Raw genomic sequence first — 16230 nt, forward strand, 5'->3', positions numbered from 1 at the left:
GGAGTCATAACTAACGTTTTTTCATTTTGTGTCTTGACAAGCGTGTACATTATAAAATGTCATTATTCCAATATTTGTTTGTTAAAAATGTTAAAATTTCTTGTTCTTTTTCATTAGTTTGAATGATTTGCTTATCAATCGTAGCGATCATTGCTTTTTGCCCTCCTATTTATTACCGATGTCTCTTTCTTTGCCGATATATTCTCTGCCTTTTTTTCCTACTTCATGTCTTATTTTACCATCCCTCAAGACATTCAGAACATCTTCATAACGTTGCTTAAGATTCTCACTCTTAGCAGTCCAAGTCTCTTGTCCTAGATTTTTAGCGCGTTCGATCAAAACTTTTAATTCCTCTATTTCATGTTCATATTGAGGAATAAAATCAGGTGTAGTACATAGATTACTACAAATCAGGCAAGGAATTGTTTGACTTTGACATTTTTGCTTTTTAGGTTTCATGCAATAGCCCAGAGGCATTCTGACCGCATCGAGATTGGTACGGATATTTTCCCATTTAATTACGTCTTCGTTTTCCGTTTCAGAAAGTTCTATTTCTTTTATTTTTTCGTGTTCATCCATTCTAAATAAGCCGCGACTGCTTGCTTCTTCCCACGCTTTATGCATTGACGTATCCAGGACTTTTGCATAAGTCAGCGTCATTTCGGGAGAACGATGCGCCAGCCATTTTTGAACGTGTAGAATATTCATTCCGTTATTGATAAGTTCTACAGCTTTTGTGTGTCGAAAAGCGTGATTTTTAAAATGAAATGTATTGCCTTGATCATCTGTAATGTTATAGCTTTTAGCAAGTCGATTAAGTGCATTAGTTATCATCGAAGATAAAGGACAGCGCCCCATTCTTTTTCCTGAATATCGAACGAATAACAGGTGATTGGGATTGTTGTCATCTGTACTTTTTGCTTTAGTTTCCTTGATAACAATTGATACAACATGTTGAATTTCATCAGTAATCGGGACACGGTGATTCAGAACTTGCGTTTTTTCTATATCCCCACACAAGTACCATCCTTGTGTTGTTTTTTCTAAACAGGTATCATAGCGCAAATTGAAAATATCAGATATACGCCACCCGCTTGCTCGCAATAGAATAACGATCGGAATGCAATCTGGGGGAGAAATGTTTTCTAGATTTTCTTCTAGTTGATGCAGCACTCCTTCTGGAAAATATTTAACAGCTTCCCTATTTGCTTTAGCTTGATTAGGAATATCTTCTTTGAAAATTAAACATGAAACCGGTACTAATGGTGCTTCATCATATTCAGAACGTTCGATATATTCAAGGAAGGATTTTAATTGAGATAAATTACTTTGCTCTAACGTAATTGTGCCTTTTGCAGCTTCTTTTGCAAAGCAGATATAATCTTCTATATGTTTTCGTGTCAGCTTCGTTAAATCGTTCCATTTTGGTTCTTTTTGGTAGATATATTCAAAAAATAATTGAAGCCTTATGCGAATAACATTTCCATATCCCAATGAAACATCTTTTGATTTAAATTTTAAATATTGCTTCACTAAATTTCGATAAGTTGATGGAAATGGCGTAAAATCAAGTTTGTAATTAGAGTAAGTGTTAGTTATTTTAAAACCAGGTATATTTCGACAATCCCATACATCTTTTTCGTATTCATTTCGCGTATCGTAGAAATCAATAGCAAAAGAATGTAGCCAGTTTACCAAGCCCATATTAGCTCTATCAGAAAACCGGCCTTTATCATTTGTTTCATAGCCTTTGTTGACAAGAAATAGCTTCCACTGTGAGATAAATCTGTCCCACGGCAGGTCACGAATGCTGTCAATTTGGGGGTAATTCATTTTTAAAAATTCTGCACATAGTTCGAACTTAGTACTGTAGTTCCTGACAGTATTTAATAATACTTCTTGAGTAATCAATTTCTGTGCAATCATATATTTGATTTCAATTTTAATTGAATTATTAAAGCCTGTAAAATCGATGTTGTTTTTTTGTCTTTTTTTCTCTTTCCGGTCGGTGCGGTAATCATTGAAAAACGGATCTTTTGTATGCCAGATGTCATTATTCCAGTATGCATTTTTTAAGAATGTTAAAATTTCTTGTTTTTTTTCATCGGTTTGAACGATTTGCTGATCAATCGCAGTAAGCATTATTTATTGTCCTCCTTGTTTTTACTAAATTTCATATGTGCTTCTGCTTTTTCCCATTCTTCACGCATTTCTTCATCATTTGGATGTGAGTATACTTGCATAGGTGTTTGAACATTAGACCAACCTCCGCGCAGTCTTATTTTTTCAAAGCCCCATCCTTCTTTGCGCAATGTATCGAAGTGCGTATGTCGAAACATATGAGGAGTGACGTTTATTCCTGTTTTCTTTTTTAACCTTTTAAACAATGCGTCAACATCAGTATATTCCAGCGGTTGATATTTATTTTTGCCCGAAAGTTTTATGAAAACAAAATTTGTATCAACTTCATCGACATGCAATTCAACTAGGTATTCAAAAAACAGATCCATTAAATCAGCCGATACATCTATTTTTCTCGGGCAGTTGACTGTTTTGATTTCTGCAAGGTTAGGTAATTCACCTCTGTCTTTTAAATCGATTTGTCTCGCATCTGTAATAAAATCTTCAAGATACAAGGACAGACATTCACCAATACGAAAACCGCTTTCCCAAAGCAACTGAATTAGGAATCTATCTCTAATATTTGAGCAAGCATCAATTAATTTGGAAATCTGGTCTTTTGTTAAAACACGAGGTTGTTGTTTCGGAGCCTTGACCTTCAATATCCTAACATCAAAATCTTTGTTTTTATTAATGTGATACAAATAGTCTTTAAACCCTCTACGAGAACCAGAAACTTGCTTTTTTAATCTCTGCGACACCTTTATCGAGTAGTCCTCAACCCTCATCAAATAGTCGTAAAACTCTACAACACTGGAGATATATGTGTTAACAGTATTTGGTTTCAAAGCGGCATGTACCGGTTTTATTGACACAACTTTTGTGTTTCGAGTTGGAGTCTGCAACCATCTGACAAATTCAGCCATATCATCAATTCCTACATTGAGATAATTAGCGTCCTTTTGTTTTAGAAATTCAAAATATGCCTTCAGGTGGTAGCAATATGCTCTCAGTGTATTCCTTGATCTTCCTGCATTATCTTTAAACTTCAAGAATCTATGAATTGATTCAATTGGAGTGCCATCGTCATCAATGACCATATATCGAATATCACCATTCGGAATAATCACTTTTTGAACCCACACGTAATTCACCTCATATTCTAGTTTTATAGTCATTCTTATTATACTATATATACTATATTATTGCATCTAGTTTATAATTATTTATTGTAAAAAAATATTAGCTCGGGGATACAATTAACACCGTAAAGTCTATCATCTATCATACTATAGTTAACATCGATGAAGTTATTGGTTGGTACCGATTCCCCGGTTTTGACATCGACAGACATCATTTTGAGATCCAGTTTATCAACGCGTTCAAGAAAAGGAATCTTGATTCCCGCTTTACCGATAATGACCCGCCGCTTGATACCCGATATGACATAGGCCGTATCGGGTGGCGCTTTAACGTAGCTCATCATTAACAGGGAGATAACCAACAATACGACAATAACTGGGATAATCAGTGTGAAAATTGACATTTGTGCCTCCTGAGACAAGTGATTTTAAGATCAAACAAACAATTGTTGATGTGAGAATTCATCAATCGCACTATTTTACGAAAGAAGTTCATCAGGATGTGATCTCAATGAAATTATTATATAGTAGGTTGGATTCAAAGTCAAAGAACAAAAAACGATACAGTTTATTATATAATAAATGTTATAATCGGAGAAATGGTATAATAAACACAAAATGATAAGCATGACGGAGGAAATCAAGTGACAAAACGATCCGAATAAAACAAAAAATCAATTGCGAAAGAAAACAGATATCGATAAAAAGAAGAAATTATTGTTGAGTAAAAAGGAGATACAATGGGAATTCAGGAAGAAGCACTAAAGTTGCATGAAGAATGGCAGGGTAAGCTGAGTATTGACAGCAAGGTTCCGGTCAAAACAAAATATGATCTGTCAATGGCCTATACCCCGGGGGTGGCGGAGCCCTGCCGGATGATCCATAAAAATCGGGAAGATGTCTATAAGTATACGGGTAAGGGCAACATGGTGGCCGTGGTCACTGACGGTTCGGCAGTGTTGGGCCTGGGCGATATTGGGCCGGAAGCCGCCCTGCCGGTGATGGAAGGAAAAGCGGTTTTATTTAAGGAATTTGGCGGTGTTGATGCCTTCCCGATTTGTATACCATCGAAAGATGTGGAAGTGATCATCAAGACGGTCAAGATGATTGAACCGGGATTTGGTGGGATTAATCTGGAAGATATTGCCTCGCCCAGATGCGCAGAGATTGAAAGACGCTTAAAAAAGGAGCTGGACATTCCGGTTTTTCATGATGATCAGCATGGCACGGCAGTGGTGACGACGGCAGCACTGATGAATGCATTAAAGGTTGTCGGCAAAAAATGGGAACAGGTAACGGTGGCCATGAGCGGCGCTGGCGCGGCCGGATCGGCGATTATCAAGATGCTGCTCAATATGGGCGTTAAGGATATCATCGCGTGTAGCAGCAAGGGTATCCTCTCAAAAGACGAACAGTACAGTAACTGGGTTCATCAGGAAATCGCGGAGATGACCAATAAAGATCACAAAAAAGGAACTCTTGCCGATGCTATGAGTGGCGCCGATATTTTTATCGGGGTATCAGCACCGGGCATCGTCACCGCCGAAATGGTTGAAACCATGGCTGAAAATGCCATTGTTCTGCCAATGGCCAATCCGGATCCTGAAATTGACCCTCAATTGGCAATTCAGGCTGGGGCCCGGGTGGTGGGAACCGGACGTTCAGATTATCCCAACCAGATTAATAACGTGCTGGCGTTCCCGGGTATTTTCAGAGGCGCATTGGATGCCAGAGCCAGTGACATCAACGAAGCGATGAAGGTTGCTGCCGCAAAAGCGATTGCTGATTTGATTGCCGAAGATGAACGAACTGCTGACTATATTATTGTACCTGCCTTTGATCCCCGGGTAGGAAAAGCGGTGGCTGAAGCAGTGTACCAGGCGGCGAAGGATTCGGGTGTTGCCAGACAAAATTGAAGAAACAAAGTAAATTGGGCAATTTAAATTGAGCATCGGGCTGGGCATGCCTTAAGAAAATATGAAGTGCGTGAGTTTATTGAAAGTGCCTAGCTTAAATACCACTTTATCAAAATCTGACGAATAAATTAACCCCGCAGCAGCCGCGTCGGGGTTTTTATAAAAACGAAGAAATGCGTGTCGATGACGCATAATAACAATGAAAGCAGTTAAATAATGAAACATATTTTAATCATTGAAGATGATATAGCGTTAAATAATGGAATTGTATTAGCATTAAAAGATTCCGAATACTGCTTCTTTCAGGCAACGACATTGGCTATGGCAAAAGAATTAATGCTAAGCCAAAAGATGGCAATGGTTATTCTTGATATTAATCTTCCCGATGGCAACGGCTTTGATTTTCTGGAAGCGATCAGAAAAGAGTCAGAGGTTCCAGTGATCATACTTACGGCTAATGATATGGAGTTAGATGAAGTAAGAGGCCTTAATCTGGGGGCGGATGACTATATCACAAAACCGTTCAGTCTGATGGTACTCCGTTCTCGGATCGAGAGTGTTTTTCGTCGGAGTATCAAACAAAATAGAAACATCTATATTATTGACGACCTTTATCTTGATTTTGAGCAGATGTATTTCAAAGCGGGTGACCGCGAGCTGGCACTGAGTAAAACGGAACAAAAGCTTCTGCATTTATTATTGGAAAATAAAGAGAGAACGGTTACTCGCGGGACTCTGGTGGACAAAATATGGACCAATGCGGCCGAATATGTGGATGAAAATGCGTTGTCGGTTGCTATTAGCCGTTTGCGTAATAAAATTGAAGAAGACCCCGGAACACCTCAATACATACAGACCGTATATGGACTGGGCTATACATGGGGGAAAAAGTCATGAGTATTTTTAGCACCAGAAAAACGTTAAATCGTTTAAATGAGATGATTGATGATGCCATTACTGGCAATTTTACAGAAAGCAATTATGATGAAAGTCAACTGTCTCGTCTTGAATCGAAATGGATGCATTATTTGAGTGCCTCGAAAATGTCCATGATGCAGACGAATCAGGAGCGGGAGAATATAAAAAGTATGGTGTCGGATATTTCCCATCAAACCAAAACGCCACTAGCCAATATCTTATTATATACGGAATTGCTTAAAGAGCGGGTTGAAAATAAAGATAATCTGGAACTTGTTGAGCAAATTAGTACGCAGACTGAAAAATTGGATTTTTTAATTCAATCCTTAGTTAAAATGTCCCGGTTGGAAAGCAATATTATTGAACTCAACCCCCAAAAACAGCCAGTCAAGCAATTGCTTGAACAGGTATTATCAGAAATTTTACCCAAAGCCAGACAAAAGCAGATCAATATTGCGGTTGAAAATACGGATGATGTTCAGGCCTGCTATGATTTGAAATGGACATCCGAAGCGCTCTATAATATCCTGGACAATGCGGTGAAATATTCAGAAGCCCAAACCAGCATCAAGATAGATGTAAAAAAGTATGAACTGGTGACGTGCATCGCGGTTGAAGATCAGGGGATAGGGATTGCTGTAGATGAAAAAGCGCAAATCTTTCAACGCTTTTACCGCAGCCCAGGTATTCAGCAAAAAGAAGGCATTGGAATCGGTCTCTATCTGGCCCGGGAAATTATTCAAAAACAAAAGGGGTATATTAAGGTGAGTTCAACCCCGGCGAAAGGGTCCGTTTTTTCGCTTTATCTGCCCACTTAACGCAAATCTTTCAAAACTGTTAGATTTCAGACAGAACCAGGTAAGAATTCTTTGATAAAGTTTGTAAATCGAAACATAAACTTTAGGAGGAAGCGCAATGACAATTTTACAGACGCGAAATTTGCAAAAGGAATATGGAGACGGTGATAATCTGGTAAAAGCATTGGACGATGTTAATCTTTCTATCAAACAGGGAGAATTTGTATCCATAGTAGGAACCAGTGGCAGCGGGAAATCAACCTTGCTGCATATGCTGGGTGGTTTGGATCGCCCCAGCTCGGGAAAAGTATTTGTTGAGGGAAATGATATTTTTTCCTTCAAAGAAGAGCCGCTGACGATTTTCAGACGGCGGAAGATTGGTTTTGTTTTTCAATCGTACAACCTGGTTCCGGTGCTGAACGTTTATGAAAATGTGGTGCTCCCGATCGAATTAGATGGTAATACCATTGACGTCAATTACATTAATGAAATCATTGATATGCTGGGACTAGCATCCAAAGGGGCTAATCTTCCTTCCCAGCTTTCCGGCGGACAACAGCAACGGGTTGCCATCGCCCGAGCCCTGGCAGCAAAACCGGCGATTGTCCTGGCGGACGAACCCACCGGTAACTTGGATTCACGGACCAGTCAGGATGTCTTGAGTTTACTCAAAATGACCGGAGAACGCTTTAAACAAACCATTGTGATGATTACTCATAATGAAGAAATCGCACAGATGGCTGATCGCATTATTCGAATTGAGGATGGCAAGATCAGGGAGCGTGGTGAGAATGATTAAGGTGACCAACAAAAAAGCGATCCGCAATCTTGCCTATAAAAGTTTTAAAAATAATAAAATCCGGAATTATATCGCAATAATCGCAATTGCCCTGACAGCCATTCTTTTTACGACCTTATTCACATTGGGAATGGGAACGGTGGAAAGTATTCAGCAGGCGTCGATGCGGCAGGCTGGTGGTGATGGACATGCGGTTGTGAAATACATTACCGATAACGAATTCAATACGATTAAAGAGCATCCATTGATTAAAGAAATCGCCTATGACCGAATGCTTTGTGATGATGTCGAGAATCAGGAATTTCTTAAACGTCGTGCTGAATTCTGGTATTATGATGATATTGGACTCAAACTGGGATTTATTGAACCAACCTCGGGACATAAACCAGTTGCAGAAAACGAGGCCATTGCAGATACTAAAACCCTTCAACTGATGGGGGTTCCACTTGAAGTGGGGGCGCCGCTCACCTTAACATTAAATATTCGGGGAGAAACCGTAATCCGAGATTTCGTGCTGGCTGGCTGGTGGGAAAGTGATCCTGTTTTTAATGTTGGACAGATTTTTGCCTCCCGGGCTTATGTCGATGCCCATCAAAAAGAACTTCAAAATACTTATAAAGAAGACTATTCCATGACTGGAACGATCCAGGCTTATATGATGTTTGATAATAGCCTGGATTTGGAAAACAAGCTGGCAAAAGTGATTACCGAAAGTGGTTATTCTTTTGATGAAAACGCTCCGAACTATCTTGCCAGCAATGTGAACTGGTCCTACCTTTCTACGAATTTTAAAATGGATGCACAAACTTGGATTGCTTTAATTGCAGCTTTACTGCTGATTATTTTAACGGGTTATCTGATTATCTATAATATCTTTCAGATTTCAGTAATTCGTGATATTCGCTTTTATGGGTTGCTAAAAACCATCGGAACGACTAAAAAACAGATTCAAGTCATAATCCGAAATCAGGCATTACTCTTAAGTATTATAGGGATTCCCATTGGTTTAATCGGAGGTTTTTTTATTGGGGAAGCCCTGGTTCCACTGGTGATGCGTAATACAACCTATGCCGGAAGTACGGTCTCGGTATCGCCCAATCCCTGGATTTTTGTGGGAGCAGCTCTTTTTGCACTGATTACAGTGATCATCAGCACCTTAAAACCCGGAAAAATTGCCGGATCTGTTTCACCGGTAGAAGCTGTTAATTACACCGATCGTGATAAAAAAAATAGTGGTACAAACAAAAAGTCAAAAGATGGTGCAAAAATTCATCGTATGGCGCTGGCAAATCTCGGTCGCAATAAAAAAAGAACCATCTTAGTGGTTTTTAGTTTATCGCTCAGTCTCGTTCTGATGAATACAGTATTTACGCTATCTACCAGTATTGATATGGATAAGTTTTTGTCTAAATTTAACGATGCGGATTTTTTGATTGCCCATGCTGACTATTTTCAATATGATTATTTTGGCAGTGAAAATCAAACAACCGAGACCTTTATCGAAGCGGTGCAAACACAACCGGGCTTTCAACAAGGCGGTCGTCTGTACGGTGGTCGTGATGAGATATTTACCTGTACCGATAATAGCGACGATAGGATCAACACCAATGAGTACGGTGATCATTATGCGGCGGTTTATGGATTGGAAGAATTCCCACTGAGTCGGTTGGTGGTTCTTGATGGTGAACTGGATTATGACAAGCTGGCCTCGGGAAATTATATTCTTGAAGGGGTACGATTGGATGATAATAATAATCCGGAAACCGAATCAAGCCATTATGATATCGGCGAGGTGGTGGAACTTCACAATTATAAAGGAACATCCGAATCGTTTGCGGATCGGGAGTATACGACCCAACAATTTACCGTGCTAGCTCATGTGGCGGTCAAATACTATTCAAATTCTGACCTTACCGGCTGGGAGTATTCCTTTTACCTTCCGACTGATATTTATAAAACACTGGTAACTCGACCAGCAGTGATGAGTTATACGTATAATGTCGCCGATTCTGATGAAGCAACCATGGATCATTTTTTAGCTAACTATACCAATATGGTTGAACCCATGATGAATTATACATCGAAGCTAACCACGCTGGTGTCACTTTCAGAGATGAAAATGACGGTTATTATGGTTGGCGGCGCGCTGAGTCTGATCATTGGTCTGATCGGTGTTCTTAATTTTATCAATGCTGTTGTTACCAGCATCATTACCCGAAGAAAAGAATTTGCGATGCTTCAGAGCATTGGTATGACGCAAAAGCAATTACGAAACATGTTGTGTTATGAAGGTCTTTATTTGGCCTTGGGAACGGGAATTGTGGCTCTGTTTTTGGGCGGTTTATTTTCACTTGTCATTGTGAACATTTTTTCTGGTTTAATATGGTTTTTAAGCTATCAATTTATTATATGGCCACTACTGTCGGTTCTTCCGTTCTTATTTATTATGGGAGTTCTGATCCCATGGACTGCCGATGTGACGACTAATAATCAGAGCATTGTTGAAAGGCTCCGGGAAGCAGAATAATATGCCTGGATTCCCGTTGTTGGGGGGGCGGGGAGCCGGTATTTATACGTTGCGTTAAATCAATTTGTCTAAACAAAGTTACAAAAAAACAGGTGGTTAGAATGATCGGTTTCTTTGATCAAACATAATCACTTGTTTTTTGTTGTGAAAATACAAAAGTATAGACTTAATGGCTAACTAAAATTTGGAAGTTTTGAGTACATTGGAATATTGAGAACGTCATAATATTTTTAAAATACACTCTTCCGGCAAGGATTGAATTTCTGAAAAAAGGATGTTCTGAAAATCAATGTTGGCTTTTTCGTCCCATTTACAGGCGAATTTAGATTTTGTCTTGAGGCCTTCATCTAAAAAGGCATCAATTTTAGCTGGTGTAAGTGTCGAAAAATGTGTTCTTAGGATGATGTTACTTTTTGAAACAAAAAAGAGTTTTTCACCATCCTGAACCGGTATCCGTATAATGAGATCGCTTGTTGCGAGCTGTTTATAATCATGCAGAACATGATTTATATAAGTCAGTCCCGAGATAAGATCACGATAATAAGAAGCCCTTTCGTAGTTGAACTGGGCAGCCTCTTCATTCATGCAGAGCGTCAATTGTATTATTAAACGCTGCATCATTTTCTCTTCTGAAAAAAACTGGATCAACGACTCCCGATTCCTGGAAAAATCATCTTGATTCATGACCTCGGGCAGCGTGTGGTATTTAAAAATGTAACGATTTGTTTCGTGAACAATGGGAAAGAGATGCGTAAACATCTCGATCATTGATTGAATCAAATGTTTTCTTCGAAACGGTCCAAAAGTATCATCTTCTCGTTCCAATACAATGGACATCGCATGAGAATGGCCTGACTTGGCAAGTCTGAGATAAAAATAGCGCCGGTCGTTTTTCATTTGCGAGTTAAAATACGGCTTGAGTTCCTTGATCAACTGACATTCCAGCAGACGGGCTTCTAAATGGGTATCGGTGACAATATAATCGACATCGGTAATAAAAAAGACCATTCGTTCGATCTTGGGTTGCTTAGCGGATTTAGTGAAATAGGATTGCACTCTTTTTTTTAGACATTTACTTTTTCCAACATAGATAATTTGACCAGTGGAATCAAACATCTTATAAATACCGGGAAGTGCTGGTATCTGGTTTAATTTTTGCTTTAAATGGCTCATCGTTTCGGTTTCCATATCATTTTTTTAGGTTATGGCTAAAAATAGTTCATTTTTCACCTTCCTATACAATAACATAACAGTAGCTAATTTAACCTTGATCAGTTTGAACTATTGAAGAAACTGTAAAAAAGAAAATTGTTGACATCTTGAACAAAAAGAAATACAATAAGTACAAAGTCAATGAGTTTGGAGTCAATGAAATGAAAACGAAACGTCAAATCCAAAAAGAGGCAACCCGAAAACTGATTTTGGATACCGCCTATCGTGTGTATGCTGAAGAAGGGTTTAGTGCCACGACCAATCAAATTGCCAAGGCAGCTAATGTTTCTCATGGTACAATCTTTGTTCATTTTCCAACGGTAGAGAATCTCTTAATTTGTCTGCTTGAACGTTTTGGTTCTGAAATTAATAAGCATTTGCATCTCCTCTCGGAAAAGGATGAAAGCCTGGAGACTTTTTTGGCGGCCCATATTGATGTACTGATCCGTTATGAAGATTTTTATAAAAAGCTAATTTCTGATATTAACAGTTTGCCTCAGGACGCAAAGTTTGTATTTATTAATATCCAATCAGTGGTTTCGCTTCATCTTAGTCAGGTGATCGAACGGGAGAAAGAAAAAAAAGAAATCAAAGAAATACCGATGCATATAATCTTTAACAGTTGGTTAGGTTTGATACACTATTATCTGACCAATAGCTATCTTTTTTCAGCAGAATCAGTGCTAACGGAGCATAAGGATGAATTGATTTTGAACTATATAAAACTATTAGAAAATGAAAGGAATTAGTGATATGAAATCCTACGATAATTTTTTTCTGCCTGTCGACAATATGGAGGAAGCAAAAAACTATTATACCAATGTGCTCGGTCTGAAATTAAAGTTTGATTTTTCGGACAAGGGCATGGCTGCATTTAACGTTGGTGATGAAGAACCGGCGATTATCCTAAAGGAAAAAAACAAATATCCGGATGCAAAACCGACCATCTGGTTTGTTGTGGACAATGTCAATGAAGAGTATATACGGCTTCACAAAAATGGCGTGAATTTTATAAGCAAGCCGTATCAGATTGGAACGGGTAATGCGGTTGAATTTGAAGATCTATTTGGCAATCGATTGGGAATAACGGATTATTGTTAAGAGTAGGTAATGATTGAAATTATATGATTCAAGGAGGGAAACAGATGAAAACATGTATAGCATGCGGAATGCCAATGAAGAAAGAAAGCGACTTTGCGATGGGTGACACCAGTAAGGAGTACTGTATCTACTGCGCAAAGGAAGATGGATCGATGCAATCATTTGAAGAAAAAAAACAGAGTCTGTTAAATTTCACCATCAAAACCCAAGGACTTGACAAAGCTATCGCAGAAAAGGCGGTGGAGAACATGATGCGTCAACTGCCAGCGTGGAAGGGGTTTTTTTAGAAATAAGAACGAAATAAAACGATAAAAAAGTAGCCGTGATGGTTCGCATTACCTGAGACCATCGCGGCTACTTTTTGTTGATTAATTCTTAATCCCGATTTTTCTAATCAGTATCCAAGTTAATCCAGTTGCGATAATACTAAAAATCAGCAAGGAGAATACTCCGATAAAGGGGTTATGGGCAGAGATACCCATGACCATGTCTAAAAACTTCAGCAGGAAGGTTGAAATCTGGCCAGAGATGAACATATCGATGAGTGGCAAGACCACAAACACAATGATATAAAAACCAACAATATAACTGATTTTCTGTTTTTTATCCATCCGATAGAAGGCAACGGTAATCAGATAACCGAGGGCTTGAGCAGCAATAAAAAGAACCGTCAGAAAAAGAAAACTGATAAGATATTCAAATGGAATGCTAAATGGAGCAGCACCAGTTGATTGATAGATCATACTCAATAAGCTGGAATAGGCAATGCCGCTTGCTGGTGATTCAATTAATTTCCCAAGTGTTAATAGCAGCAGTGAAAACAGGGTCATCATCACAGCCAATGTAACGGTGACGAAGAGGCGATTCACGAATAAGGATTTTCGGGAGATACCGTTTTGCAGGGCAAATAGAAAATTTTCCTTAAAAGCGTTCAGTCCGCAAACGAAGAGAAATACGGCGGGAGCTATATCGAGGCCTGCGATTTGGCCGGACTGATTCGTCGTCAGGATGTCAGAAGAAAAGCTGATTTGCATAGGAACCAGCGCCATCACTGCCAGCATGATTGCGCTGAAGATTAAAACAGCGTTTCGGTGATCCGCAAGCTGATATTTATAAATTGCATGTAGTTTCATTACGTTACTCCTCATTGGTTAGTTTGATAAATAATTTTTGTAAATCTAAATTGGTTATCTCAATCCAGTCAGGCACGGTACTCTTATTAATTGAACCAATAATAGTGGCGGTTTTTAAACCGCCCAGTACATCGGTGCCAATCACTTCCTTGTCGGCAATAAAGGCATCCACTTGTGTGATTGTGCCGGTAACGGCATAACCCTTGCTTAATAAGGTTTCACAGGATTCGTTTACCATAATTTCACCGTTTTTGATAATCATGACATACTCCAGCAGATTGGCAATTTCATCAATTAAATGGGTGGAAATAATCGCAGTAAATGGATTATCACTATATCTTTCGATCAATAACCGGTAAAACATTTCTCGATGATTGGCGTCCAGGCCCAATACTGGTTCGTCAAACAAGACATAGGGGGTGTTGACCGAAAGGGCAATGATGATTTTAAAAATAGAAGTATAACCAGTCGACAGCGAGCGGATTTTTTTCTTGGTGTTCAGTTTAAATTGCTTGGCTAAGTTGAGTGCATAATCCAAATCAAAATCCTTGAAAAATTGTTTAGTCCACTTGAAAGCTTCGTCGCAGGTCATGCTTTCGGGATAGAGATTCTTTTCCGACATCAGATAGACCTTGTTCTGAGCCGGATCATTTTCAATGCTGGGCAGACCATCGATGGTAACTTGGCCGCTGTCGGCAAAGAGTCGATTGGTGATGATATTCAAAAGGGTCGATTTTCCAGCGCCGTTTCGACCCAATAATCCATATATTTTGTGGGGCCCAAAAGTCAAACTCACCTGATTCAAAGCTAGTGTGTCACCAAATGTTTTTGATACATCATTTATTTCGATTCCGTTCATTCCTGATAACCTCTTTCTACCATTTCCAATATTTCTTTATTGGTAATACCTAATTTTTTTGCTTCCTCGATGAGTTTTTTAATATAGTGATCGAAGAATAATTCTTTGCGTTTGTCCCGTAGTCTTGAAACCGCACCGGGAGCGACAAACATGCCGACACCCCGCTTTTTAAATAGAATGCCCTCATCAACCAGGAGTGAGATGCCTTTAAGGGCCGTGGCCGGATTGATTTTATAACTGACCGACAATTCAGTTATCGATGGAATCTGACCGCTTTCTTCAAACGCTCCAGTTAAGATGGCGTCTTCAATGCCATCGGCAATTTGGGCAAAGATCGGCCGTTCATCTTCAAAATTAATTTGCAAAGGGATACCCCCTTTCAGAATGTTGGTTAGTTAGGTGACTAACTAACTATAATGCTATTGTAATGCAAGTTTGTCGGGATGTCAATAGCAATTTGAAAGATGCTTATAAAATAGGATTTATAATGAACTGTGCATAAAGATTTTATTCAAAACCGTTTTATGCTATACTCACAAATGACGATAAATGCTTATCACTGAATAATTAAGTTGATTTAAATTTAGCAGTGAAGAACAATTTTAAAAACGAATGAAGAGGAGCACGTTTTATGTACGAATATTATTACAAAAAGCAAGATTTTGGCATGTGTCTGACTGAGGCAAAAGGTGATGGTAAAGAAGCGCTTATTCCTGCGGACAAAGATATTTTAATTATTGCGGATGACATCTTTAAAGGCCATAAAGAATTGGTGCGGGTTGAGTTTCCGGATACCGTTATCGAGATTGGTGGTTTTGTTTTTGATGGATGCATATGCTTACTTCGTAAAGTGTGTAATCGCATATACGGATTTTGTTACACAGTAATAAGATACGAAATGTTATAATCTTGTAATATTTCGTATCTTATTACTGTGTAAGAGCAACATAAATATCAAATAAAGATTTCTTTAATAAGAAACCTAGCTACAAAACTATAATGAATCAAAATAGTAGATTCAAACCATATTGCTGGGATGGAAAAGTGTGCAAAAATATTGTCAGCGAGATTGATTCAAAATAAGCAGTTTGAACTTCTTTTATGCTATACTAAAACAGGAACCAAAAAACATTTATAATGCAAAATTATATTACCTTGAAACGTAAGGAGAAAAATAAGAGATGTATCAGTATTATTATAAAACTCAAGATTTTGGCATGTGCTTAATGGAAGCTAATGGAGACGGGGAAGAAGCAATTATTCCAGCGGATAAAGATATTCTTATCGTTGGTGATGATTTGTTTAAAGGACATAAAGAATTAGTGCGTGTAGAATTTCCAGATACAATCATAGAGATTGGAGGATTCATTTTCGACGGATGTGAGAAATTAAAAAGTGTGAAATTACCTTCTAATCTCAAAGATTTTTGGCAATATGCCATGACCAGATGTGGTATCGAAGAAATCGATATTCCCGGCAGTGTTGATCGGATCGCTGCTTTCACATTTAACGAGTGTGCTCAGCTGAAAACAGTAAGAATCAACGAGGGAACCCGAAAAATTTTGGCTTGGGCATTCAAAGACTGTGTTAGCTTAGTAGATGTCTACTTACCCTCTACCATAGAGGATATCAGTGATAAAGCTTTTGAAGGATGTCCGAATGTAAAACTTCACCGGTCGGATAAAGCATGACGGAGAGAATTCCG

The 16230-nt window shown here is 38.7% G+C and carries 17 protein-coding genes; 10 read left to right on the forward strand and 7 right to left on the reverse strand.

The features are described from left to right. Nucleotides 1-165: 165 nt before the first annotated feature. From Q7P33_RS15855 to Q7P33_RS15865, 3 genes are all read right to left on the reverse strand, one after another. A complete protein-coding gene (locus tag Q7P33_RS15855) occupies nt 166-2142 on the reverse strand; it encodes a tyrosine-type recombinase/integrase (RefSeq protein ID WP_303871717.1) in 1977 nt (658 codons plus the stop codon). Next, nucleotides 2142-3266, reverse strand: coding sequence for a tyrosine-type recombinase/integrase (locus tag Q7P33_RS15860; RefSeq protein WP_369693324.1), 1125 nt, complete (start codon nt 3264-3266; stop codon nt 2142-2144). Before Q7P33_RS15860 ends, Q7P33_RS15855 begins: the two co-directional genes overlap by 1 nt. A 77-nt stretch (nt 3267-3343) precedes the next feature. Next, nucleotides 3344-3667 (reverse strand): hypothetical protein, encoded by a 324-nt coding sequence (locus tag Q7P33_RS15865; protein ID WP_303871718.1) that lies wholly within the window; start codon nt 3665-3667, stop codon nt 3344-3346. A 336-nt stretch (nt 3668-4003) separates the two neighbouring features. Here Q7P33_RS15865 and Q7P33_RS15870 point away from each other — a divergent pair, with 336 nt between their 5' ends. The 5 genes from Q7P33_RS15870 to Q7P33_RS15890 all read left to right on the forward strand — a co-directional run bounded on the left by Q7P33_RS15870 (nt 4004) and on the right by Q7P33_RS15890 (nt 10220). Next, nucleotides 4004-5179, forward strand: coding sequence for an NADP-dependent malic enzyme (locus tag Q7P33_RS15870; protein WP_303871719.1), 1176 nt, complete (start codon nt 4004-4006; stop codon nt 5177-5179). Between the two features lie 216 nt (nt 5180-5395). Next, entirely contained in the window at nt 5396-6076 is a 681-nt protein-coding gene (locus Q7P33_RS15875) for a response regulator transcription factor (protein WP_303871720.1), read from the forward strand. Then, entirely contained in the window at nt 6073-6915 is an 843-nt protein-coding gene (locus Q7P33_RS15880) for a sensor histidine kinase KdpD (RefSeq protein ID WP_303871721.1), read from the forward strand. Before Q7P33_RS15875 ends, Q7P33_RS15880 begins: the two co-directional genes overlap by 4 nt. A 97-nt stretch (nt 6916-7012) precedes the next feature. Further along, the gene (locus tag Q7P33_RS15885) at nt 7013-7693 is read left to right on the forward strand and encodes an ABC transporter ATP-binding protein (RefSeq protein WP_303871722.1); all 681 of its coding nucleotides are present in this window, start codon (nt 7013-7015) and stop codon (nt 7691-7693) included. After that, nucleotides 7686-10220 (forward strand): ABC transporter permease, encoded by a 2535-nt coding sequence (locus Q7P33_RS15890; protein WP_303871723.1) that lies wholly within the window; start codon nt 7686-7688, stop codon nt 10218-10220. The genes Q7P33_RS15885 and Q7P33_RS15890 overlap by 8 nt, the downstream gene beginning before the upstream one ends. Before the next feature lie 219 nt (nt 10221-10439). On the opposite strand, the gene Q7P33_RS15895 is transcribed toward Q7P33_RS15890, so the two are convergent. Then, nucleotides 10440-11408, reverse strand: a complete 969-nt coding sequence (locus tag Q7P33_RS15895; protein WP_303871724.1) for a GIY-YIG nuclease family protein — start codon at nt 11406-11408, stop codon at nt 10440-10442. Between the two features lie 185 nt (nt 11409-11593). Here Q7P33_RS15895 and Q7P33_RS15900 point away from each other — a divergent pair, with 185 nt between their 5' ends. Genes Q7P33_RS15900 through Q7P33_RS15910 form a run of 3 tightly spaced genes read left to right on the forward strand, consistent with a single transcriptional unit; the run spans nt 11594 to nt 12820 of the window. After that, entirely contained in the window at nt 11594-12181 is a 588-nt protein-coding gene (locus Q7P33_RS15900) for a TetR/AcrR family transcriptional regulator (protein ID WP_303871725.1), read from the forward strand. Nucleotides 12182-12185: 4 nt separating this feature from the next. Further along, entirely contained in the window at nt 12186-12533 is a 348-nt protein-coding gene (locus tag Q7P33_RS15905; RefSeq protein WP_303871759.1) for a VOC family protein, read from the forward strand. 44 nt (nt 12534-12577) lie between these two features. Continuing rightward, complete coding sequence (locus Q7P33_RS15910) at nt 12578-12820, forward strand: zinc ribbon domain-containing protein (RefSeq protein ID WP_303871726.1); 243 nt, start codon at nt 12578-12580, stop codon at nt 12818-12820. Nucleotides 12821-12901: 81 nt separating this feature from the next. On the opposite strand, the gene Q7P33_RS15915 is transcribed toward Q7P33_RS15910, so the two are convergent. From Q7P33_RS15915 to Q7P33_RS15925, 3 genes are read right to left on the reverse strand one after another with little or no spacing between them, the layout of a single operon-like run. Beyond that, nucleotides 12902-13666, reverse strand: a complete 765-nt coding sequence (locus Q7P33_RS15915; protein WP_303871727.1) for a hypothetical protein — start codon at nt 13664-13666, stop codon at nt 12902-12904. 4 nt (nt 13667-13670) lie between these two features. After that, complete coding sequence (locus tag Q7P33_RS15920; RefSeq protein ID WP_303871728.1) at nt 13671-14525, reverse strand: ABC transporter ATP-binding protein; 855 nt, start codon at nt 14523-14525, stop codon at nt 13671-13673. Continuing rightward, nucleotides 14522-14890, reverse strand: coding sequence for a GntR family transcriptional regulator (locus Q7P33_RS15925; protein ID WP_303871729.1), 369 nt, complete (start codon nt 14888-14890; stop codon nt 14522-14524). Before Q7P33_RS15925 ends, Q7P33_RS15920 begins: the two co-directional genes overlap by 4 nt. Nucleotides 14891-15156: 266 nt before the next feature. Here Q7P33_RS15925 and Q7P33_RS15930 point away from each other — a divergent pair, with 266 nt between their 5' ends. Then, entirely contained in the window at nt 15157-15432 is a 276-nt protein-coding gene (locus tag Q7P33_RS15930) for a hypothetical protein (protein WP_303871730.1), read from the forward strand. 274 nt (nt 15433-15706) lie between these two features. Next, nucleotides 15707-16216: a leucine-rich repeat domain-containing protein gene (locus tag Q7P33_RS15935; RefSeq protein ID WP_303871731.1), complete on the forward strand. Its 510-nt coding sequence runs from the start codon at nt 15707-15709 to the stop codon at nt 16214-16216. Nucleotides 16217-16230 lie beyond the last annotated feature (14 nt).

Origin of the sequence: Acetobacterium wieringae, from assembly GCF_026646375.1 — a bacterium.
Classification (GTDB): domain Bacteria; phylum Bacillota; class Clostridia; order Eubacteriales; family Eubacteriaceae; genus Acetobacterium; species Acetobacterium wieringae_A.

What these genes read in the sequence shown, in the direction of transcription:
- Q7P33_RS15855 (WP_303871717.1), bottom strand. Translation starts at nt 2,142, where the DNA reads ATGCTTACTGCGATTGATCAGCAAATCGTTCAAACCGATGAAAAAAAA.
- Q7P33_RS15905 (WP_303871759.1), top strand. Translation starts at nt 12,186, where the DNA reads ATGAAATCCTACGATAATTTTTTTCTGCCTGTCGACAATATGGAGGAA.
- Q7P33_RS15930 (WP_303871730.1), top strand. Translation starts at nt 15,157, where the DNA reads ATGTACGAATATTATTACAAAAAGCAAGATTTTGGCATGTGTCTGACT.
- Q7P33_RS15870 (WP_303871719.1), top strand. Translation starts at nt 4,004, where the DNA reads ATGGGAATTCAGGAAGAAGCACTAAAGTTGCATGAAGAATGGCAGGGT.
- Q7P33_RS15865 (WP_303871718.1), bottom strand. Translation starts at nt 3,667, where the DNA reads ATGTCAATTTTCACACTGATTATCCCAGTTATTGTCGTATTGTTGGTT.
- Q7P33_RS15920 (WP_303871728.1), bottom strand. Translation starts at nt 14,525, where the DNA reads ATGAACGGAATCGAAATAAATGATGTATCAAAAACATTTGGTGACACA.
- Q7P33_RS15885 (WP_303871722.1), top strand. Translation starts at nt 7,013, where the DNA reads ATGACAATTTTACAGACGCGAAATTTGCAAAAGGAATATGGAGACGGT.
- Q7P33_RS15915 (WP_303871727.1), bottom strand. Translation starts at nt 13,666, where the DNA reads ATGAAACTACATGCAATTTATAAATATCAGCTTGCGGATCACCGAAAC.
- Q7P33_RS15900 (WP_303871725.1), top strand. Translation starts at nt 11,594, where the DNA reads ATGAAAACGAAACGTCAAATCCAAAAAGAGGCAACCCGAAAACTGATT.
- Q7P33_RS15895 (WP_303871724.1), bottom strand. Translation starts at nt 11,408, where the DNA reads ATGGAAACCGAAACGATGAGCCATTTAAAGCAAAAATTAAACCAGATA.
- Q7P33_RS15890 (WP_303871723.1), top strand. Translation starts at nt 7,686, where the DNA reads ATGATTAAGGTGACCAACAAAAAAGCGATCCGCAATCTTGCCTATAAA.
- Q7P33_RS15935 (WP_303871731.1), top strand. Translation starts at nt 15,707, where the DNA reads ATGTATCAGTATTATTATAAAACTCAAGATTTTGGCATGTGCTTAATG.
- Q7P33_RS15880 (WP_303871721.1), top strand. Translation starts at nt 6,073, where the DNA reads ATGAGTATTTTTAGCACCAGAAAAACGTTAAATCGTTTAAATGAGATG.
- Q7P33_RS15910 (WP_303871726.1), top strand. Translation starts at nt 12,578, where the DNA reads ATGAAAACATGTATAGCATGCGGAATGCCAATGAAGAAAGAAAGCGAC.
- Q7P33_RS15875 (WP_303871720.1), top strand. Translation starts at nt 5,396, where the DNA reads ATGAAACATATTTTAATCATTGAAGATGATATAGCGTTAAATAATGGA.